Origin of the sequence: Larkinella humicola (assembly GCF_008727875.1) — a bacterium.
Taxonomy (GTDB): domain Bacteria; phylum Bacteroidota; class Bacteroidia; order Cytophagales; family Spirosomataceae; genus Larkinella; species Larkinella humicola.
The window spans coordinates 798,265-818,079 of sequence record NZ_VTWS01000002.1 but is presented as its reverse complement, the minus strand read 5'-3'; the positions used below and the strand labels follow the sequence as shown (position 1 = coordinate 818,079).

Genomic DNA, 19,815 nt, shown 5'->3' with positions numbered 1-19,815 from the left:
GCTGATCGGCCGCTGCGTTGTTCGGTTAACTGCCAAACAGATCGGACGACAAATACCGGTCGCCCCGGTCGCAAATAATGCAGACCACGACGCCCTCTTCCAGTTCTTCAATCAGCTTAAGCGCGGCAAAAACCGCCCCTCCGCTGCTCATCCCGGCAAAAATTCCCTCTTCGCGGGCCAACCGGCGGGTCATCCGGGTGGCGTCGTCCTGCGACATTTCAATGACGCGATCGACGCGGCTGGGTTCAAAAATTTTGGGCAGGTATTCCTCAGGCCATTTCCGGATTCCCGGGATCTGTGACCCTTCGGAAGGCTGGCAGCCGATCACCTGAACCGCCGGGTTCTGTTCCTTCAGATACCGGGACGTTCCCATGATGGTGCCGGTGGTCCCCATGGCTGAAACAAAATGAGTAATTTTACTCTGAGTATCTTTCCAGATTTCGGGGCCTGTGGTGCGGTAATGGGCTAAGTAGTTGTCAGGATTGGCAAATTGATTGAGGAGAAAATAATTCCCTTTTGTGGCTTGTTCCTCGGCATAATCGCGGGCGCTTTCCATCGTTTCCAGCAGGGTCACTTTTGCACCGAATGCCTGCATGGTCAGAATCCGTTCGCGGGTCGAGTTCTGGGGCAAAACCAGTTCAATCTCAACGTTGTAGAGCCGGGCAATCATGGCCAGTGCAATGCCGGTGTTCCCGCTCGTGGCTTCGATCAATTTCATACCCGGTTTAAGATCACCACGATCGATGGCTCCCTTGATCATGCTGTAGGCCGGACGATCCTTCACGCTGCCGCCCGGATTGTGTCCTTCCATCTTTCCGTACAGCTTAACGCCTGGATGTGAGTGAATACGGTTTAATTCAACCAATGGGGTGTTCCCAACAAAATCTAATAAAGTAGCCATGAAGAGTGTACGAAGAATGAAAGCCTGTCTGAGACAAACACGAGGGCGGTTTTCAAAGTTGCAAACCGTCCAAAGGTTACTAAAAAAGGCGTTGTAGTGCAGTAAAACGGCATTATGGTAAATAAGTTGAAAATATTTTTGCTGCTTCAGGGTAAAATGTTAAAAAAACATTGCGTTTATCAAATAATATGAGCCATTTTTGTAGAAGATCAATATACAACGGCTACGTATATGAAATTACAAATCCATTCCACCCCCAGAAATAGTTACTCCGAGTACCAGTTGCAAGCCGTCACCCGTCATCTGAATCTGTCAGACATCGTCCTGCCTTTCTGGGGCCAGCGTCGGAAAATCCCGGCGTACCGAATCACCTGGCTCGAAGGACAGGGCAACTACACGGTGGTGCATTTTAGCGACGGTTCCGAGATGATTGTATCGCTGACGCTGAAAAAACTGGAAGGCCGTCTGCCGACGGAAATCTTTGTGAGGCCCCACAAAAAAAGCATCATCAACCTGCTGTATCTACAGGAAATCCGCCCGGGGAAAAGCACAACCATCTGTCTGACAAATGGGTGCGAAATTGAAGTTTCTCGTCGGAAAACTACGCATTTTATGCGGCTGGTGGTTGCCTTTCAGCAGGAGTTCCTTCCGCTTACGACGCAGTATGCCGTGGCCTGAGGCACAAAAAAAGCGGTTTTTCAACCGCTTGTCTTTTACTTCTTCGAGAGTTTAGCGAGTTCCTCGTCGCGCAGTGGCCGTCGCAGAATCTTGCCAACGTTGCTTTTCGGTAACTCGGTCCGAAACTCAATGTGACGCGGTCGTTTATAATTGGTCAGCTGGTCTTTGCTGTATTTGAGAATGTCTTCGGCTGTGAGGTTGGGGTCTTTTTTGACCACAAAGATTTTGACGGCTTCCGTCGATTTATCGTCAGGTACGCCGATGCAGGCCACTTCCAGTACTCCCGGACACTGGGCGATCACATCTTCGATTTCATTGGGGTATACGTTGAAGCCCGAAACCAGAATCATGTCTTTCTTGCGGTCGACAATCCGGAAAAAACCGTCTTCGTCCATCACCCCGATGTCGCCCGTTTTGAACCAGTCTCCTTCCATCACTTTGGCGGTTTCGTCGGGGCGGTTGTAATAACCCGGAAAAACCTGCGGTCCTTTCGCCCACACTTCCCCCGGCATTCCCATCGGCGCTTCGGTGCCGTCTTCCTGCATGATTTTCAGCTCCGTACTCGGCAGCGGCAGACCGATCGTTCCCAGCCGGGCCGTGCCGTCGCAGGGGTTTGATGATAGAATCGGCGAGGTTTCCGACAAACCGTATCCTTCCGAAATCACATTCCCGCTCAGGCTTTTCCAGCGTTCGGCCACGGCCGTTTGCAGTGCCATGCCGCCCGCCGACGAAATCTGGAGGTGACTGAAATCGACTTCATTGATCCGGGGGTGATTGACCAACCCGTTGTAGAGCGTGTTCAATCCGACAAACATGTTGAATTTGTATTTCTTCATCTCGTCGATGAACGCATTCATGTCGCGCGGGTTGGTGATGAGCACATTCAGGCAACCGCTCTTGAGCGCCAGCATGGCGTTCACGGTCAGGGCATAAATGTGGTACAAGGGCAAGGGTGTAATGATCACGCACTGGTCTGTTTTCATGCGGTCGATCTGCATCCAGTAACAACCGGCTTCTGTGTTGGCGATGATGTTGCGGTGCGTTAACATGGCTCCTTTCGAAACCCCCGTGGTGCCACCCGTATACTGAACGAAGGCCATATCGGTGCCCACTACCTGAACTTTCTGCAACGGCTGGCGACTTCCCCGGCTCAGGGCATCTGCCAGCGAAACCGCCTGAGGCAGGTGATAGGGTGGAATCAGTTTCTTGACGTATTTCACGACGGCATTGACAATCAGCTTCTTCGGGAAGCCGAGCAAATCGCCCACATTGGTAATGATAACGTGTTTAATGTCCGTTTGGGCGATGATTTTTTCCAGATTTGCGGCAAAATTGGCGAGAATGATAATGGCCTTCGCCCCCGAATCTTTGAACTGGTGCTGCATTTCCCGGGGCGTATACAGCGGATTTGTGTTGACAACCACCAGACCGGCCCGGAGAATGCCGAAAATAGCCACCGGATACTGCAACAGGTTCGGCATTTGAATGGCAACACGGTCGCCTTTTTGCAGTTTCAGGTTGTTTTGCAGGTAAGAAGCAAAGTGTCCGGAAAGCGTGTAAATTTCCCGGAACGTCAGTTGCTTATCCATGTTCGCGTAGGCCGGTAGACTGGCAAACCGCTGGCAGCCTTCATCGATCAGGTCGATCAGGGATGAATAGGCATCGGGATTTATGTCGGCAGGAATACCCTCCGGATAATGCTTTAGCCAGGGGTACGGTTTCGCCGTGAACGGTTTTTCCATGGGATTAGAATGTTTTTTGTAAAAATAAGACAAAACTTCAAACCACCTACGCACCCACGGACTTTCGTCCGCGTTTAAATGAAGATCAACGACGGTCAGGTTTCTTTGTTGTGTCGGTTACGTATGAACACAAAGATACAGGCTTCGAGACCGTCGGCCAGCGGGAGTCGGTAACTGGCGGTGTAGAGCCAATAACTCACAAAAAAAGGCCGGATTTTGTGTGATCCGGCCCCCTGAGAAAGTTAAAACGCAACGGCTTTCAGTCGCAGTCCCGTATCTTCCGGCAACCCGAACAGCAGATTCATATTTTGAACGGCATGCCCCGATGCGCCTTTGGTCAGGTTATCGATCACACTGCTGATGAGCAACTGACCGTCGTGTTTTTCCAGGTGAATCAGGCATTTGTTGGTGTTGACAACCTGCTTCACATCCACCGGCATGTTGCTGAGGTGCGTAAACGGGTGGCTGCGGTAGTAGGTGTCAAAAAGCTGACGGGCTTCGTCAAGGCTCCCGGCAAAGGGCGTATAGACGTTGGCCATGATGCCGCGGGTGAAGTCGCCCCGGTACGGAACAAAGTGGATCGGCTGATCAAAACCGGGTTGCAAGGCAGTCAGACTCTGGCGGATTTCCGTCAGGTGCTGGTGCGTAAAGGCTTTGTAAATCGAAACGTTGTTGTTCCGCCAGGTGAAATGCGTGGTTGGGCTTAATGATTGTCCCGCGCCGGTGGAGCCGGTGATGGCGCTCACCTGAACGGCCTCCGAGAGCAGCCCGGCCTGCGCCAGGGGGAGCAAAGCGAGTTGAATGCTGGTGGCAAAACAACCGGGGTTCGCGATTTTGGTTGCGGATTGGATGCGTTCGCGTTGCAGTTCGGGCAAACCGTATACAAAGCCGTTCGACTGATCGCGGAAATCGGTGCTCAAATCAATTACTTTCAGCGTTTCCGGGATCGGATTTTCCGCCAGAAACTTCGCGGATTCGCCGTGGCCGGAGCAGAGAAAAATCACAGAGAGGTTGGCCTGGTTGACCAGGTCGCGGGTGTCGTCTCCGGAAAAAGTCAGATCGGTGTCGCCCAGTAAATCCGTGTGGGTGTTGTAAACCGGTTTTCCTGCCTGGCTTTTGCTGTGGACAAAGGCAATTTCGGCGTTGGGGTGGTTGATGAGGATGCGCAGCAACTCGCCACCCGTGTAGCCCGCTCCGCCGATAATCCCGATACGTAGTTTAGTCATAATGTCTGGTAGAGCCTGATGTGCTCACTGGTGAAACGTTCCCACGAGAACAATTGTGCCCGCCGGAGCGCTTGGGTTGCTAATTCGTTGCGTAAATCGGCCGACCGAACCACCGTCAGCATGGCCTGGGCGAGCGCGTCGGCGTCGGTAGGTGACACCTGAATGGCCGCATCGCCAACCACTTCGGGCAGTGACGAAACGTTCGAGGTAATCACCGGTAAACCGCATTGCATGGCTTCTAACGGCGGCAATCCAAAGCCTTCGAACAGGGATGGATATACGAAGGCCAGGGCACCGGAATACATAGCGGCCAGGTCTTCGTCAGGCACAAAACCGGTGAAAACCAGCCGCGACCGAATCTTGTCGTTCTTTGCGATTTCGCTCAAAACCTGATCCATTTTCCAGCCTTTCGTACCGACCAATACCAGCTTCACTTCCGTCGGCAGCTCCCCGCTTTCGGCCAGTTGAACAAAACAGCGGATGAGGTGATCGAGGTTTTTGCGCGGTTCGAGGGTGGCCAGACTGAGCAGATACGGTTCGTCGCCCAGGCCGAAGCGTTGCTGCGTGGCTTTGATTCGCGCGGCATCGGTTACCGGATAAAACAGCGTTTTTGAAGCCGCCAGATGAATGGGCGTTACGCGGGTCGGATCAAAACCGGTAAACTGGCAAAAATCCACTTTCGTCGCTTCGGAAACGGTGACGACGTGCGCGTCTTTGGGCAGGTTCTGGATTGCCTCTTTGACCGCCCGCTCACCCGCCGGAAACCATTCGGGGTGGTGAATGGGAATCAAATCATGTACCGTCAGCACCTTGCGAACGTGTGGCATTCGTCCAATGTCGTCCGGAATGGCAAAAAACGGCGAATGGTAAATGGCGCCGTTCGGCAGCCGTTCTGCCGAAAACCGGGCCTGTTCGCCCTTCAACGCTTTTCGGGATCGGTAAAAAACCTGCCGAATCACCTTCGAGGGCATACTTTGGGGCGCAAACGGACCGAGCAGGGCGTTTTCCAGCTTCGCCCACCGCTGTTCGACCGGGCGGTTGATCAAGGGCGGAGCCTGTGTCCCGAAGGTTTCCCGCGCATACCGCAACGTTTCGGCCTGGTTGGTCGGCGCAGCCAGCGAAAGCTGCACCTGCTCCGAGGCAAGCAGTCCCTTCACCAATTGCTCGGCTACGCGACTCACGCCCGTTTTGGCCTGACGGTGGTAAAAGCCAATACCCGGAAGGCTGGCGTCGATGATTACGTTCAAATTTTAAGGAATGTAAAATAGCAAATGTAAAATGATGAATGTAAAAGTGTTAGAGCGACACCACGCACTTGTACATTCATCATTTTACATTCTACATTTATTATTTGTTTGCGCTTTCCTTCACTTTCCCATAAATCATCAACTGATTCGACATCACTTTCGAGAAGCCACGGACATCCTCGCCGGTCCAGGCGTTGTTCATTTCGCCGTAGCTGCCGAATGCGGACGACATCAGGTCGAACGGCGATTCGATGCCGAGCACCTGGAACCGATAGGGGGCCAGCAAAACGTGCACTTTACCCGTGACGTGGGTTTGGGTATCGGTCAGGAAGGTTTCGATGTTCCGCATGACGGGGTCCAGAAACTGGCCTTCGTGCAGCATTGTGCCGTACCAGTTGGCCAGTTGATCTTTCCAGTATTGCTGCCATTTGGTCAGCACGTGCTTTTCGATGGCGTGGTGCGCTTTCAGGATAATCAGCGGAGCCGGAGCTTCAAAACCGACCCGGCCTTTAATGCCGATGATGGTGTCGCCGACGTGAATATCGCGGCCAATGCCAAACGGCCCGGCCAGCGCCGTCAGTTGTTGAATGGCCTGAACGGGATCACCGACGGGTTCGTCACCGATGCCTTTCAGTTCACCCGCTTCGAAATGCAGCGTGATTTGCTCCGGTTCGGTTTTGGTCACCTGCGTCGGCCAGGCCGATTCGGGCAGAAAACCGTTGGAAGTCAGCGTTTCGCGACCGCCCACGGAGGTTCCCCACAAGCCTTTGTTGATGGAATAGGCGGCTTTGTGCCATTCCTGCTCCACGCCCTTGGCTTTCAGGTAGTCGATTTCCGCTTCGCGCGACAGCCGCAGGTCGCGGATGGGCGTGATGATTTCGGCGTCGGGGGCAATGATCCGGAACGCCATATCGAACCGTACCTGGTCGTTGCCTGCGCCGGTGCTGCCGTGTGCAATGGCATTGGCACCGATGGATTTGGCATATTCGGCGACGGCGATGGCCTGAAAAATCCGCTCGGCGCTGACGCTCAGGGGGTAGGTGTTGTTTTTCAGTACGTTACCATACACCAGGTATTTTAAACATTGCTGGTAGTAATCGTCGGTTTTGGCGATGGCGGTATGGTGCTTCACGCCCAGCGAATAGGCCCGGTCTTCGATGGTTTTCAAATCGGCCTCCGAAAAACCGCCGGTATCGACCAGCACGGAGTAGATTTCATACCCCAGATCTTCGGATAAGTATTTAACACAAAACGAGGTGTCGAGACCTCCGCTAAACGCAAGAACTACTTTTTTCTGTTGAGACATCACGGTGAACTGTGGGACGTATGGAACGAAAAGGGCTGATCTGACCGGATTGGGGACAGCTCAGATTGTATGTAAGACACAAAACTAAAAAATCCCTTCCAGCCGACCGCCGAAAGGGACTTAAAATCACTTGAATACCTTTACAATGACTTTATTACCCGACGGTTTCCAACTCGCGTTCGGGTTTCCTCGTCCGGGGGCGATCCTGAAAACGCATCAGAATGCGCTGCTTGATGCGCATCCAACGTTCATACAGCTTCGATTCCTTCAGAAAATTCCACTTTTCGGTTTTCTCTTCCGTCTTTTTGTGCTGCTCGGGATCATACAACATGCCCGTACAGAGGCAGTGTTTCCGGTTGGTCCGGGTCAGAATATCATAATTGACACAGCTCGAACAGCCTTTCCAGAACGCATCATCCGCCGGTAATTCGCTGAATGTCACGGGTTCGTAGCCCAGATCTGAATTGATCTTCATCACCGCCAGGCTGGTCGTTAAGCCGATGATTTTGGCATCGGGATATTTCTTGCGTGAAAGCTTGAAGGCTTCGTTTTTGATGCGCGTGGCAATGCCGCTCTTCCGAAAAGAAGAATGGACGATCAGGCCCGAATTGGCGACGAACTTGCCGTGCTGCCAGGTCTCGATGTAACAAAAACCCACCCATTCGCCGGTTTTTGTCGTTGCCACAATCGCCTTGCCTTCCAGCATCTTCTCCATCAGGTACAAAGGCGAGCGTTTGGCAATGCCTGTTCCCCGGGCCTTCGCGCTTTCCTCCATTTCTTTGCAGATCGCTTCGGCCAGTTGAAGGTGGTTTTCATCGGCCACCTGAACTACGTATGTATCGTTGTTTACTTCTGAAATCATCGTCGTTTGATCGAATGAAGGCACCCTTGTCCGGCGGATAACCGGTTGGATCGTGTGATCAAAAAAGTTTGTTGATAAATAAAAATAAGAAAGGGCTGAACCGCAGGAGCGGATGCTCACCGCATAGGCAAGCAATTAGGTCGGGTCCTTTCGGACCTGAACCGAAATGGCGTTGTGTGGTAGAATGTCGGTAGATAGACGCGTGTTGCCATTTTTGTGTTTGCCAAAAAGCGGGACAATGATAAAGGAATTGTTCCGCTTGTGCAATAAAATAACGATAATTTTGCAGAAACGTTCAGTAATCGTGCCATTTTTTACAAACCAATATTTTTATATATTTGTTGGAGAACCTTCGCGAATCTCCATGTATCGTCTGTCTTCTGATGACCTGATTTATGGCTACATCAATGGTATCTTTCCGATGGCCGACACGGACAATACGCTATATTGGTATTCCCCCGACCCCCGTGCCATCATTCCCCTCGATACCTACCAACCCGCTAAATCACTGCGGCCTATCCTGAATAAAAAAGTGTTCGAAGTTCGAATTAATACTGACTTCGAGCAGGTTATGCGAAAGTGTGCGCTGCCCCGTTCCGAAAATGACGGCACCTGGATTTCCGAAGAAATTATCGAAGCGTATGTGGAGTTGCACCAGATGGGAATGGCCCACAGCGTTGAAACGTATATCGATAATGGTCTGGTTGGCGGTCTTTATGGGGTTGCGCTGGGAGCGGCTTTTTTTGGTGAATCGATGTTTTATCAGGTGCCAAATGCCTCAAAAGTAGCGTTCCACTACCTGATTGAAATCTTGAGAAAACAACAATTTGAGTTGCTGGACACTCAATTTATCAACGATAATGTCCGGCGGTTTGGTGCCATTGAAATTCCACGACCGGAATACATGAAGCGGTTGAAGCAAACGCTGCAAAAAAAAGCCAATTTTACGGAGCCGGTGCTGGCGCATCTTTTCAAAAATCAGCCGGATTAATAGCGTCTTTCGTTCCCCCACGGTTTTCTGTCCCCGATTTCGGCCGATTCGCGCGGTCTGGCGGAATCTTTCGTATTTTTGCCCCTTCTTTCACTTCATCGCCCGTAACGTCACTTTAGTTTAGTCTCTTAATCCAGTTCAAGCGTGTCAGTTTTAGTCATTAAATTCGGTACGGCATCGATTACCCAGCCGGACGGTTCGCTCGATGAAGCTGTAATTGCCGACATTGCCCGGCAGGTGGCCGAATTGCGTCAGTCGTACCACATTGTTCTGGTGTCGTCGGGCGCGGTGGGTGCCGGAAAAGGGCTGATCGAAGGCTACCGGGGTGAAATAGCCCAGCGGAAAGCTGCGGCCGCCGTGGGTAATCTGCTGTTGCTCAATGTGTATAACCGCTATTTTTCCGACTATAACATCCCAATTGCGCAAACTCTCTGCGAACGCCATCACTTTGCCGACCGGCAGCAGTTTCTCCAGCTCAAGGAAACCGTGCAGGAATTGTGGAAAAACGGCATTATTCCCATTGCGAATGAAAACGACGTCGTGAGCGACCGGGAACTGAAGTTTTCGGACAATGACGAACTGGCCACGCTCATGGCCGTCGGGTTTGGGGCTTCGACACTCATGCTGTGTACCTCAGTTGGCGGTTTGCTGGACAACGACAACCACATCATCCAGGCGGTCGATCGGGTCGATGAATCCATTTTCGGGATTGTTCGGGATGAAAAATCGGCCCTGGGCCTGGGCGGAATGGCGTCCAAGCTGACCTTTGCCAAACTGGCGACCCGCATGGGCATCCGGGTCACGATTTTTGGCCTGAAACAACCCGACGGTATTTTGCGGGCGTTGCGGGGCGAAACTGGCACGACGTTTAAACCGCAGGTGAGCACGCCCTCGGCTCGGCAACGCTGGCTCGGCAGTGGCAGCCTGACGGCCGGAATTCTGCGGGTCGATGCGGGCGCGGTGGCGGCCTTGGGTCGGCGGAACAGTTTGCTGGCCGTCGGTGTTCGGACGGTAGAAGGTGAATTTGCGGCTGGCGAAGTCGTTGAGATTTGTGACGAAGCCGGGGTCACCGTGGCCGTAGCCCGCGCGCGCCTGTCGTCGGCGGACTTATTGCCACAATTGAACCAGCAAAATGTGGAGGTGGCAAATGCCAATGATATTGTACTTTTGTAAAAATACCGGATTGTATGAATACAGTAACTCCCCTGCTTCAGGAAACGAAGTTTGCTTCGGCTTCGGTTCGGCGCCTGTCCGATGAACAAAAAACCGCCCTGCTCAACCGGCTGGCGGATGTGGTTCTTGACAACCAGAAAACCATCCTGGCTGAAAACCAGAAAGATCTGGACGCCATGCCGGATGCTGATCCGAAGAAAGACCGGTTGTTGCTGAACGAAAAGCGCATCTGCGATCTGGCGGAAAGCCTGCGGGTGGTGGCGGTGCTGCCCGATCCGAGCGGAAAGGTTTTACTGGAAAAGACGATAGAACAGGGGCTTCAGCTCCGGAAGCTGGCCGTTCCGCTGGGCGTGGTGGGCGTCATTTATGAGTCGCGGCCCAACGTGACGCTGGATGTAGCTTCGCTCTGCCTGCGGTCGGGAAATGCCTGCGTACTGAAAGGCGGGAAAGAAGCGCATCACTCTAACCTGGCGATTGTGGCGCTGATTCACCAGGTGCTGACGGAATTTGGCGTGCCGGAAGCCGCCGTTTCGCTGATGCCCCCCGACCGGGCCGTCGTCAACGAATTGCTGACGGCCACGCGCTATGTCGATATTATTATTCCGCGAGGGTCCGATTCGTTGATTCAGTACGTCCGGCAAAATTCACTCGTGCCCACCATCGAAACCGGTGCGGGCGTTTGTCATACCTACGTTGAACGGACGGCTGATCTGGAAAAAGCGCGTGATATGGTTGTGAATGCCAAGGTGTCGCGCCCGTCGGTTTGCAACTCGCTGGATTGCGTGCTGGTCGATCAGGCCATTGCGGGGGCATTTCTGCCGATGCTGGTGGCGGATTTTACGAAATGGAACGTGGAGGTTTTTGCGGATGAGGAGGCTTATCGTATCTTAGCGTCAGCCGGTTACCCGGCCCTTCAACCGGCTCAGTTGAGCGATTTTGGGCGGGAATTTCTGGATTATAAATGTGCCATTAAAGTGGTCGGCGGTTTAGAAGAGGCTTTGTCGCACATTCAGACCTATTCGTCCCGCCATTCCGAAGCGATTGTGTCCCGCGATCCGGCGGCTATCGACCGGTTTCTAAATGAAGTGGACGCGGCTGCCGTGTATGCCAATGCCTCGACTCGTTTCACCGACGGCGGGGTATTTGGGCTGGGAGCCGAAATCGGAATTTCGACGCAGAAATTACATGCCCGGGGCCCGTTCGCCCTCGAAAAACTCGTGACGGAAAAGTGGGTAGTGGTGGGTGATGGTCAGGTGCGCTGGTAGGGAAAAACCGCTTTTTTAGTTCGAAATGAGGAGGTTCATTTTTAATGAATTTCTAATCAAAGTACAATTATAAATGTAGTTCGATGCCGTAACTTGCGACGTATTCGTCGTAACACTTAAAAATGATTGGATTTCGGGAGTCTTTGCTATTCATGCTCTCCACACCGCTGTATGTGCTTATTATTGGCGCAGAGATGGTGTTGAGCTATTGCCAGCATCGACCTTATTACTCCATTAAAGGCATTCTTCAGAATTGTTACCTGACCCTGCTCAACATGGGCCTCGATTTGCTGGTTCGGGGGTTCTATGTTGGCGTTTTGGTCTGGGTTTACCAGTATCGTATTACGGAAATAACAACGCCCTGGCTGTACTGGCTGACGCTCCTGATCCTGGAAGATTTTGCCTTCTACTGGCTGCACCGCGTCGATCATTTCTGCCGCCTGTTCTGGGCCATTCACGTGACGCACCACTCGTCTGAGGAGTTTAATCTGACGGTTGGTTTCCGTTCCTCCGTCCTTCAACCGCTCTACCGGTTTATCTATTTTGTGCCGATTGCGTTGCTGGGGTTCCGGGCCGAGGACATTGTGTTTATGTATTCCGCCACGCAGATTTACGGCATTATCGTTCATACTCAGTACGTTGGCCGTCTTGGTTTTCTGGAATGGTTTCTGGTGACGCCGTCGCACCACCGCGTTCACCACGCGTCCAACGTCCGTTACCTCGACCGGAACATGGGCATGATGCTCATCATCTGGGATCGTCTGTTTGGCACTTTTGCGGAAGAAGAACCAACCGACCCCGTCCGCTATGGCCTAACCACCAACATCACCGACCACTCGCCGGGAAATCTGGTTTTTCACGAGTGGAAAAAACTAATGTCAGACCTTCGTATACCGGGGCCGTTCGGTCAGAAAATCAGATACCTGCTGGCTCCTCCTGGCTGGAGCCACGATGGCCGAAGCCAAACCGCCGACGAAATGCGGCAGGAATTCGGTATCGGGACGGAGTCGGAAATGGAATTCCAGATGGTCGGTGAGTTGCCGGAACGGCCGGGTGTTGGGAATCATCCGTCGATTTCTACGGAATCGCCAGCGAAGTGACAAAATAGATTGGTTGTCGTCTAGGTATTGAACGATAATCCCTATTTCTGCGATGTCACATTCCAAAACCAAAATCTGGATTCACGCCGTTTTCTCGACTAAAAACCGCCAGCCGCTTATTCAGAAAACCGTTCGGGATTTCTTATACCGCCATATCCGTCAGGAATTAACCGATGCCGACTGTATCGTCGATAGCATCAACGGCATTGAAGACCATGTTCACATCCTGTTTCTATTACAACCGCAACTAGCGGTTTCGGATGTCATGAAGCAGATCAAGGGCAGCAGTTCCCATCACATCAACGGGCTGGATATTATTCCGGACAAATTTGCCTGGCAAACGGGGTATGGTGCTTTTTCGGTGAGTGAATCCCAGGTTGAACGGGTTCGGCAGTACATTGCCAGTCAGGAACACCACCACCAGAAAATGACGTTTGCCGAAGAATACCAACGGTTTATGAAACAATATGGGTTGCTGAACAGCGGGGATGACGGGTTTCAAAACCGTTAAAACGGTTTTTGGAATTGAGGGAAACCGGTTCGTGGACCCACGGTTGAAACCGTTGGCTGGTGTTGACGTACTATTCAATCAGCCTGCGTTTTTATTCAGGGTTTGAATATTTTGCCATTCTGACCAACAAACTGGTTTGCTGCACCGGTATTTTACCAGCCCACGGTTTTAACAGTGGGTAAATCGGTCAATATCCCCATTTCCAAAACCGTTTTAACGGTTTCATATTCTGAAATACCATTAAACCACGGTAAAAAAACCGTTTCAACGGTTTGAAAACGCGGCCAACTCCATTGCCAGAAACTTCCCGGTATAGCTTCCTTTCGTTTTGGCGACTTTCTCCGGCGTTCCCTCGGCGATGATATAACCGCCCTTATTACCCCCTTCCGGACCCAAATCGATGACATGGTCGGAGACTTTAATCACATCCAGATTGTGTTCGATGATCAAAACCGTGTTGCCCTTGTCCGCCAGTTTGTTCAGCACGTCGAGCAAATGGGAAATATCCTGAAAATGAAGGCCGGTGGTCGGTTCATCGAGGATGTACATGGTTTTGCCGGTGTCCTTCTTCGACAATTCTTCCGCCAGTTTTACCCGTTGGGCTTCCCCGCCCGAGAGCGTCGTGGCGTGTTGGCCGAGGGTGATATAACCCAATCCAACATCGTTCAACGTTTGTACTTTTCGCAGGATCTTCGGCTGGCTGGCAAAGAACTCGAGCGACTGTTCAACGGTCATATCCAGCACGTCGGCGATGGATTTTCCCTTGAACCGTACCTCCAGCGTTTCGCGGTTGAAGCGTTTGCCTTTGCAGGTTTCACACATGACGTGAACGTCCGGCAAAAACTCCATTTCGATTTTCTTCATCCCCGCACCCTCGCATTCCTCACACCGACCGCCTTTGACGTTGAACGAAAACCGCCCCGGTTTATAGCCCCGGATTTTGGCTTCGGGCAGTTCGGCAAACAGACTGCGGATGTCGGAAAACATGCCGGTATACGTCGCCGGATTCGAACGGGGTGTCCGCCCAATTGGCGATTGGTCCACCTCGATTACCTTGTCCAACTGATCCAGCCCTTCGACCGATTTGAACGGCAGAGCCTCGCGTTTTGACTTGTAAAAATGCTTGTTCAACACCGGAAACAGGGTTTCGTGAATCAGCGACGACTTTCCGCTCCCCGACACACCCGTGATGCAAACCATCTGGCCCAAAGGCAGTTTGAGGGTTACGTTCTTCAGGTTATGTCCCGTAGCGCCCTTGATTACCAATTGATTTCCATTGCCTTTTCGGCGTTCTTTCGGAACTTCAATCGCCCGGCGACCGCTCAGGTAAGCCGCCGTCGTGCTGCCGTTTTTCAGGAATTGCTCCGGTGTTCCGGCACCAACGACCTGACCGCCGTGCCGACCGGCTCCCGGACCAATGTCCAGAATGTAGTCCGACTCCAGCATCATGTCCTTGTCGTGTTCCACCACCAAAACCGTATTGCCCAGATCGCGCAGGTTTTTCAGCGAGTCGATCAATTTGACGTTATCGCGCTGGTGCAAACCGATGCTGGGTTCGTCCATAATATACAGAACACCAACGAGTTGGGTGCCAATCTGCGTGGCCAGCCGGATGCGTTGGGCTTCACCACCGGAGAGCGTGCGCAGCGGCCGGTCGAGCATCAGGTAGTCCAACCCGATGTCCAGCAAAAAGCCGATCCGTTTGCGGATTTCCTTCAGAATCTCTTTGGCAATCACATTCTGGCGGTTCGACAGGCGGCTTTCCACATCCGTCATCCAGACGGCCAGTTCCGAAATGTCCATGCGGGCCAGTTCGGAGATGTTTTTGGTGTCCAGCCGAAAGTACAGCGATTCTTTTTTCAAGCGCGCCCCCTCGCATTCCGGGCAGGTTTTGATCACCGTAAAATCCTTTAGCCACTCCTGAATTTTATCGGAACGACCCGCCGAATCAGCGTTTTCCTGCTGGCGTTTCAGAAAGGTAATGACGCCTTCAAACTTGAAATTGTAATAGTCCTGGCCCGGATGTTTTTTCGACGGCATGGTCGACTCGTCCTCGGTTCCATAGAGCAGGGCATGTAGCAAATCAGGTGGGTATTTTTCAACCGGTGTCGTCAAGCTGAGTTTGTATTTTTTCAGGATGACTTCGATCTCCCGGAAAAACCAGAGTTCGCGGTATTCGCCGAGGGGAGCAATGGCACCCCGGCTGATGCTGAGCGATTTATTTGGAATTACCGACTCTTCTGTAATTTCTTCGATACTTCCCAACCCGTTACAAACCGGGCAGGCTCCGTAGGGCGAATTGAACGAAAACGTATTGGGCGACGGTTCATCGTAGCTGATGCCCGATTCCGGGTCCATCAGGTTTTGGGAAAAATACGTCAGGTGGTTTTTCTCATCCAGAATCTGCATGGCCCCCTTTCCCTGTTTCAAAGCCGTTTGCACCGACTGGCTGAGCCGGTAGCGGTCCTCCGGTTTGGGAACAATCCGGTCGATCACAATTTCGACATCGTGGACTTTGTAGCGGTCGAGTTGCATCTTTGGAACGATGTCCTGCACCTCGCCATCGACGCGAACTTTGGCGTAGCCCAACTTGGCAATCTGTACGAATAATTCGCGGTAATGCCCTTTCCGACCCCGCACGATGGGTGCCAGCAGGGTCAGCTTTTTATTGGCATAATGCGTCAGAATGGTGTCGATGATCTGATCCTGCGATTGCCGCTCCATTTTCCGCCCTGTGACGTACGAAAAGGCTTCACCGGCGCGGGCATACAGCAGCCGCAGAAAGTCGTAGATTTCGGTGGTCGTGCCGACGGTAGAACGGGGGTTTTTCGACGTCGTTTTCTGCTCGATGGAAATAACCGGACTCAAGCCGTTGATTTTGTCGACGTCGGGCCGTTCCATGTTGCCAAGAAACGAGCGGGCGTAGGCAGAAAAACTCTCCATGTACCGGCGTTGACCCTCGGCATAAATGGTATCGAAGGCCAGCGACGATTTGCCGCTTCCGCTGATGCCGGTTACCACCACCAGTTTGTTGCGGGGAATCGTAACATCAATGTTTTTCAGATTGTGTTCGCGGGCACCCAATACCTCAATCTGCTCGTAGCCCGTCAGGTCAATGTCTGTAAGCCCGGAATGCCGGGTAGTAGCGTTGTTTTCTGTCACGTTGTGATAGCCTTATTCTTCTAGCCTTACGCTTGCCGCCCCTAAATCCCCTAAAGGGGACTTTTGGAATCCGGATTGATCGTGTCCGAGTCCCCTTTAGGGGATTTAGGGGCGGCAAGCGTAAGGCCTATTCTTAAATCTAACAGAAAATTCAGGGATGAAGTTTCTAACGGGTAAAAGTAAAAGGAGTGGTTTGGTGCTGGAGGCCTAACCCTGTCAGCGGTCGAAGACCCTGACAGCGGTTAGGCTTCCAGCACCAAACCTTCCGACGCCGGATAGCCCGTGCAAGTCAGCACCCAGCCGTTGGCCAGGTCGCGTTCCGTCAGCACATCGTTGATCGTCATGTGCACTTCACCGGCTTTCATCCGGGCCGCGCAACTCGAACACCGGCCGCCTTTGCAGCTATATGGCAACGGAATGCCGTGATCCAGAGCTGCTTGCAATATGGATTTGTACGCCGGTACGTCGATGTCGTAGTCTGTTCCGCGATACCGCAGCAACATCCGGTGATCGCGCGCCAGCTCGGGCGGTGGCGTTCTCGTAACGGGTTCGATTACAAAATTTTCTTTCTTGATGTGATCGAGCCGAATGCCCGCATACACCAGCGTAAACTGCACCATCCGCATGAACGCAAACGGCCCGCAAACGTACCAATGGGCCTTGTCGCGCTGAAAACGTACCAGCTCGGGCAGCATGGTTTCCAGCAACCAGTTGTTCAACCGGCCCCGCCGGATGTTGCCCGCTTTCCGCCAATCGTCCGACGGCTGGCTGAGCAGGTGAATCAACTGAAACCGGTTCGGGTACTTTTTCCGCAAGGCTTCCAGTTGGTGGTAGAAAATGATACTCCGTTCGCTGCTGTTGCAATACAGCAGCGTAATGTGGCTTTTCGGTTCATCATGCAGGGCCTGTTTCAAAATACCGTACAGGGGCGAAATACCGCTTCCGGCCCCAATCAGCACCAGGTCCCGTTGCTGATCGGGATCGGTTTCGAGCGTAAACCGGCCCGTTGGCGGCAAACTGGTGAGCGTATCGCCTACCCGCAGATGATCAAGCAGATACCGGGAGATTTCGCCGTTTTCCACCCGTTTGATCGTTAGGCTCAACGGTTCTGCCGGATCACCACCGGGTGTTGAACTCAATGAATACGACCGCCGGACTTCGTGGCCGAGGTGGTGGAAGAGAAGCGTCAGAAACTGCCCCGCCCGATACGGAACAGGTTGCCCGTCGGTGGGTTGTAAAAGAAGCGTTTTCGTGTCGGGCGTTTCCGGAATTATTTCGGATACCTGAAGATGAATCAATTCCTCGTTCATGCGAGCGTGTTAACTTTGTACCAGGGTCTGCAAACTTTCCGTTATAGTTAGCGAACTTTGCATTTCGAAAACGGTTATCGTTTTACCCCTAAATCCCCTGAAGGGGACTTCCGGACCCGGAGGTTTTGCGTCCAAGTCTCTTTCAGGAGATTTAAGGGTAAAATGCAAAGTTCGTCAACCCAATCGGAAAGAACACCAAGTTTTGAAGTTGAACCACACATGCATGAATAAATTTACGTTGTTGAGTATCGTTTTGGGAGTCGTTGGGATCTTGACCCTTGGCGCGTCGGGAGTGGAACAACGAACTCGCCAATCCCAGGCTGTTGCCGATACCCTGATTGAAATCCGGAAGGACACGCTGATTGAAAAATACCTGAAAGACAGTCTGTATAAAGCCATTTTTCAGCGCGATACCACCATGCGCATCGACTCGGCGGCTATGCGTGCCCAGGCCGACAGCCACAAAGTGGCGCTGCCGGAAGTGATAACGGGTGACCTGAACGGCCTGGCGGTTTGTGCCGGATCGCCGGTTTCGGTGCCGTATACCTCGTCGGGTGGGCGGTTTTCGCCGGATAATCAATTTGTTCTCCAACTGGTCGATGCAACCGGAAAAGTGACCAACCTGAGCGAACCCGCCAAAGCCGGGCCGTTTGGCAACGGAACGCTGGCGGGCGTGATTCCGGTCACGACCGCAGCCGGAAGTCGCTACAGTTTGCGGGTCGCTTCCACCAATCCAGTCGTTAATGGCACGGTGCAGGCACTTCGGGTGTTGCCCGCGCCGGGTGCGCGCATCGAATTGGCCGACGGAAGCAATGCCGTAACGGTTTTGCCGGGTCAACCCGCTACGTTCCGCATCGCCCTGAGCGGCCATGGGCCGTGGTCGTTTATGCTCTCGGACGGAACCAAAGTGCAAAATACCACCACGACACCTTACGAAGTGACGGTAACACCCGATAAACCAACGATTTACAAAGTGGTAAACGTCAGTGGCCCCTGCGGAAGCGGAACGGTCTCGGGAGAAATCATTATCAATGTGAACGAAAATCCGAACCCGGAGATTGCCATTAAAGCCCCGAATGGCGGTTTTCGGATTTGTACGGGAACGCCTTTTCAGGTCGCTTTTACGGCCACCGGGAAATACCAGACCGGGAACGGTTTTGTGGCCCAACTCGCCGATTCCACCAACAACTGGACTACCATTTCGGCTTCCGGCACGGCCAGTCCGCTGATGGCGCGGTTGCCCTACGGGATTTCGCCCAGGGGAGCTTATAAAATCCGAGTGGTGGCAACACAACCTGCCATCAGCAGTAACGCCGAAAATCTGATTGTGGCGGCTCAGGCCGTGGCGGTTTTGCGGAACGATACCGTGAAGATCGAAGAAGGGAAAACCGCCGAACTGACCGTGGATTTTGGCGGAGGTGGGCCGTGGTTCGTTCTGTTGACGGATGGCACCTACGAAAACAACATTGCCAAAAGTCCGCACACCATCCGCGTGACGCCGAACAATCCGACACCTTACGCCATTACCTCGGCGGGTGGTGCCTGCGGGGTAGGCGAGTACAGCGGGCGGGCGTTTGTGAAAGTCAACATTCCACCCTCCACCATCACTACCGGCAATCTGTCGGCCCGGACGATTTGCCACGGTGCCGAAATTACGGTTCCGTTTACGACGGCGGGGCGGTTTTATGCCAACAACAAGTACATTGTGCAGGTGGCCGACACCAGCGGGCGGTTTGTCAATCTGGCGACCACCTACAAAGACGGAGTTTTGAAAGCAGCCATCAGTCCGGCTTATCTGAAAGACACGCTCAACACCGTTCGGCTGCGGGTGGCGTCGACCAGCCCGGCGGTGGCGGGTTCCGAAACGACGGTTAAAATCCTGGCACCCAATGTCAGTCAGGCCATCGTAGCGGGCGAGGGAACCATCCGGCCCGGCCAGACTTCCAAAGTGCGGGTAGCTTTCAAAAATGGATTGCCACCCTGGTCCTTTGTACTCTCCGACGGCACCCAGGTGAACGGCACCTTCCTCAATCCGTATGTGCTGACGGTGGCCCCCACGGCTTCGACAGAGTATACCATTACGTCCTTAAAAAGCTCCTGCGGGGCAGGAATTCCAGCGGGAAGCGCCCGGGTAACCGTGGAGCGGAATTAATAAAACAGCCGGATTCATATTTGGCTTATCAGCCCACTGCTTTAGCTGTGGGTAAATTGTCATGAAATCGAATCATTCCGGAACCGTTTTAACGGTTTCATCGTCCGGCAAACCGTTAAAACGGTTCGGTTAGCAGGGGGTTACTCTTCGCTTTACCCACAGCTAAAGCAGTGGGCTGATAAAAATTTA

Annotated in this window: 15 protein-coding genes; 7 read left to right on the top strand and 8 right to left on the bottom strand. The window is 52.9% G+C overall.

Features of this window, described 5'->3' with window-relative positions; all coding sequences use genetic code 11:
- Nucleotides 1–25: 25 nt before the first annotated feature.
- Nucleotides 26–901, bottom strand: a complete 876-nt coding sequence (cysM, locus tag F0P93_RS11265) for a cysteine synthase CysM (protein ID WP_138989998.1) — start codon at nucleotides 899–901, stop codon at nucleotides 26–28.
- Nucleotides 902–1,132: 231 nt separating this feature from the next.
- Between cysM and F0P93_RS11260 the strand changes: the two genes are divergently transcribed.
- Nucleotides 1,133–1,579: a LytR/AlgR family response regulator transcription factor gene (locus tag F0P93_RS11260; protein ID WP_225309452.1), complete on the top strand. Its 447-nt coding sequence runs from the start codon at nucleotides 1,133–1,135 to the stop codon at nucleotides 1,577–1,579.
- A gap of 35 nt (nucleotides 1,580–1,614) precedes the next feature.
- On the opposite strand, the gene F0P93_RS11255 is transcribed toward F0P93_RS11260, so the two are convergent.
- The 5 genes from F0P93_RS11255 to F0P93_RS11235 form a co-directional block, all read right to left on the bottom strand.
- A complete protein-coding gene (locus tag F0P93_RS11255; protein ID WP_150876430.1) occupies nucleotides 1,615–3,321 on the bottom strand; it encodes an AMP-binding protein in 1,707 nt (568 codons plus the stop codon).
- 242 nt (nucleotides 3,322–3,563) lie between these two features.
- Nucleotides 3,564–4,547, bottom strand: a complete 984-nt coding sequence (gene argC / locus F0P93_RS11250) for an N-acetyl-gamma-glutamyl-phosphate reductase (protein WP_150876429.1) — start codon at nucleotides 4,545–4,547, stop codon at nucleotides 3,564–3,566.
- Nucleotides 4,544–5,794, bottom strand: a complete 1,251-nt coding sequence (locus F0P93_RS11245) for a glycosyltransferase family 4 protein (RefSeq protein WP_150876428.1) — start codon at nucleotides 5,792–5,794, stop codon at nucleotides 4,544–4,546. Before F0P93_RS11245 ends, argC begins: the two co-directional genes overlap by 4 nt.
- 100 nt (nucleotides 5,795–5,894) lie before the next feature.
- Entirely contained in the window at nucleotides 5,895–7,100 is a 1,206-nt protein-coding gene (locus F0P93_RS11240) for an argininosuccinate synthase (RefSeq protein WP_150876427.1), read from the bottom strand.
- Between the two features lie 154 nt (nucleotides 7,101–7,254).
- A complete protein-coding gene (locus F0P93_RS11235) occupies nucleotides 7,255–7,962 on the bottom strand; it encodes a GNAT family N-acetyltransferase (RefSeq protein WP_138989993.1) in 708 nt (235 codons plus the stop codon).
- A gap of 364 nt (nucleotides 7,963–8,326) precedes the next feature.
- Here F0P93_RS11235 and aat point away from each other — a divergent pair, with 364 nt between their 5' ends.
- From aat to tnpA, 5 genes are all read left to right on the top strand, one after another.
- Nucleotides 8,327–8,953: a leucyl/phenylalanyl-tRNA--protein transferase gene (aat, locus tag F0P93_RS11230; protein WP_150876426.1), complete on the top strand. Its 627-nt coding sequence runs from the start codon at nucleotides 8,327–8,329 to the stop codon at nucleotides 8,951–8,953.
- Nucleotides 8,954–9,097: 144 nt separating this feature from the next.
- The gene (gene proB / locus F0P93_RS11225) at nucleotides 9,098–10,126 is read left to right on the top strand and encodes a glutamate 5-kinase (protein ID WP_150876425.1); all 1,029 of its coding nucleotides are present in this window, start codon (nucleotides 9,098–9,100) and stop codon (nucleotides 10,124–10,126) included.
- A 14-nt stretch (nucleotides 10,127–10,140) separates the two neighbouring features.
- Nucleotides 10,141–11,391: a glutamate-5-semialdehyde dehydrogenase gene (locus F0P93_RS11220; RefSeq protein WP_150876424.1), complete on the top strand. Its 1,251-nt coding sequence runs from the start codon at nucleotides 10,141–10,143 to the stop codon at nucleotides 11,389–11,391.
- Nucleotides 11,392–11,543: 152 nt separating this feature from the next.
- On the top strand, nucleotides 11,544–12,491 hold the full coding sequence (locus F0P93_RS11215; protein WP_225309451.1) for a sterol desaturase family protein: 948 nt from the start codon (nucleotides 11,544–11,546) through the stop codon (nucleotides 12,489–12,491).
- Nucleotides 12,492–12,543: 52 nt separating this feature from the next.
- Nucleotides 12,544–13,002, top strand: a complete 459-nt coding sequence (gene tnpA, locus F0P93_RS11210) for an IS200/IS605 family transposase (RefSeq protein WP_150876422.1) — start codon at nucleotides 12,544–12,546, stop codon at nucleotides 13,000–13,002.
- A gap of 264 nt (nucleotides 13,003–13,266) precedes the next feature.
- On the opposite strand, the gene uvrA is transcribed toward tnpA, so the two are convergent.
- Nucleotides 13,267–16,164, bottom strand: a complete 2,898-nt coding sequence (uvrA, locus tag F0P93_RS11205) for an excinuclease ABC subunit UvrA (RefSeq protein WP_150876421.1) — start codon at nucleotides 16,162–16,164, stop codon at nucleotides 13,267–13,269.
- A gap of 242 nt (nucleotides 16,165–16,406) precedes the next feature.
- Nucleotides 16,407–17,474: a ferredoxin--NADP reductase gene (locus F0P93_RS11200; RefSeq protein ID WP_150876420.1), complete on the bottom strand. Its 1,068-nt coding sequence runs from the start codon at nucleotides 17,472–17,474 to the stop codon at nucleotides 16,407–16,409.
- A 223-nt stretch (nucleotides 17,475–17,697) separates the two neighbouring features.
- On the opposite strand from F0P93_RS11200, the gene F0P93_RS11195 reads away from it, so the two are divergent.
- Entirely contained in the window at nucleotides 17,698–19,626 is a 1,929-nt protein-coding gene (locus F0P93_RS11195; RefSeq protein WP_150876419.1) for a hypothetical protein, read from the top strand.
- Nucleotides 19,627–19,815: the final 189 nt, after the last annotated feature.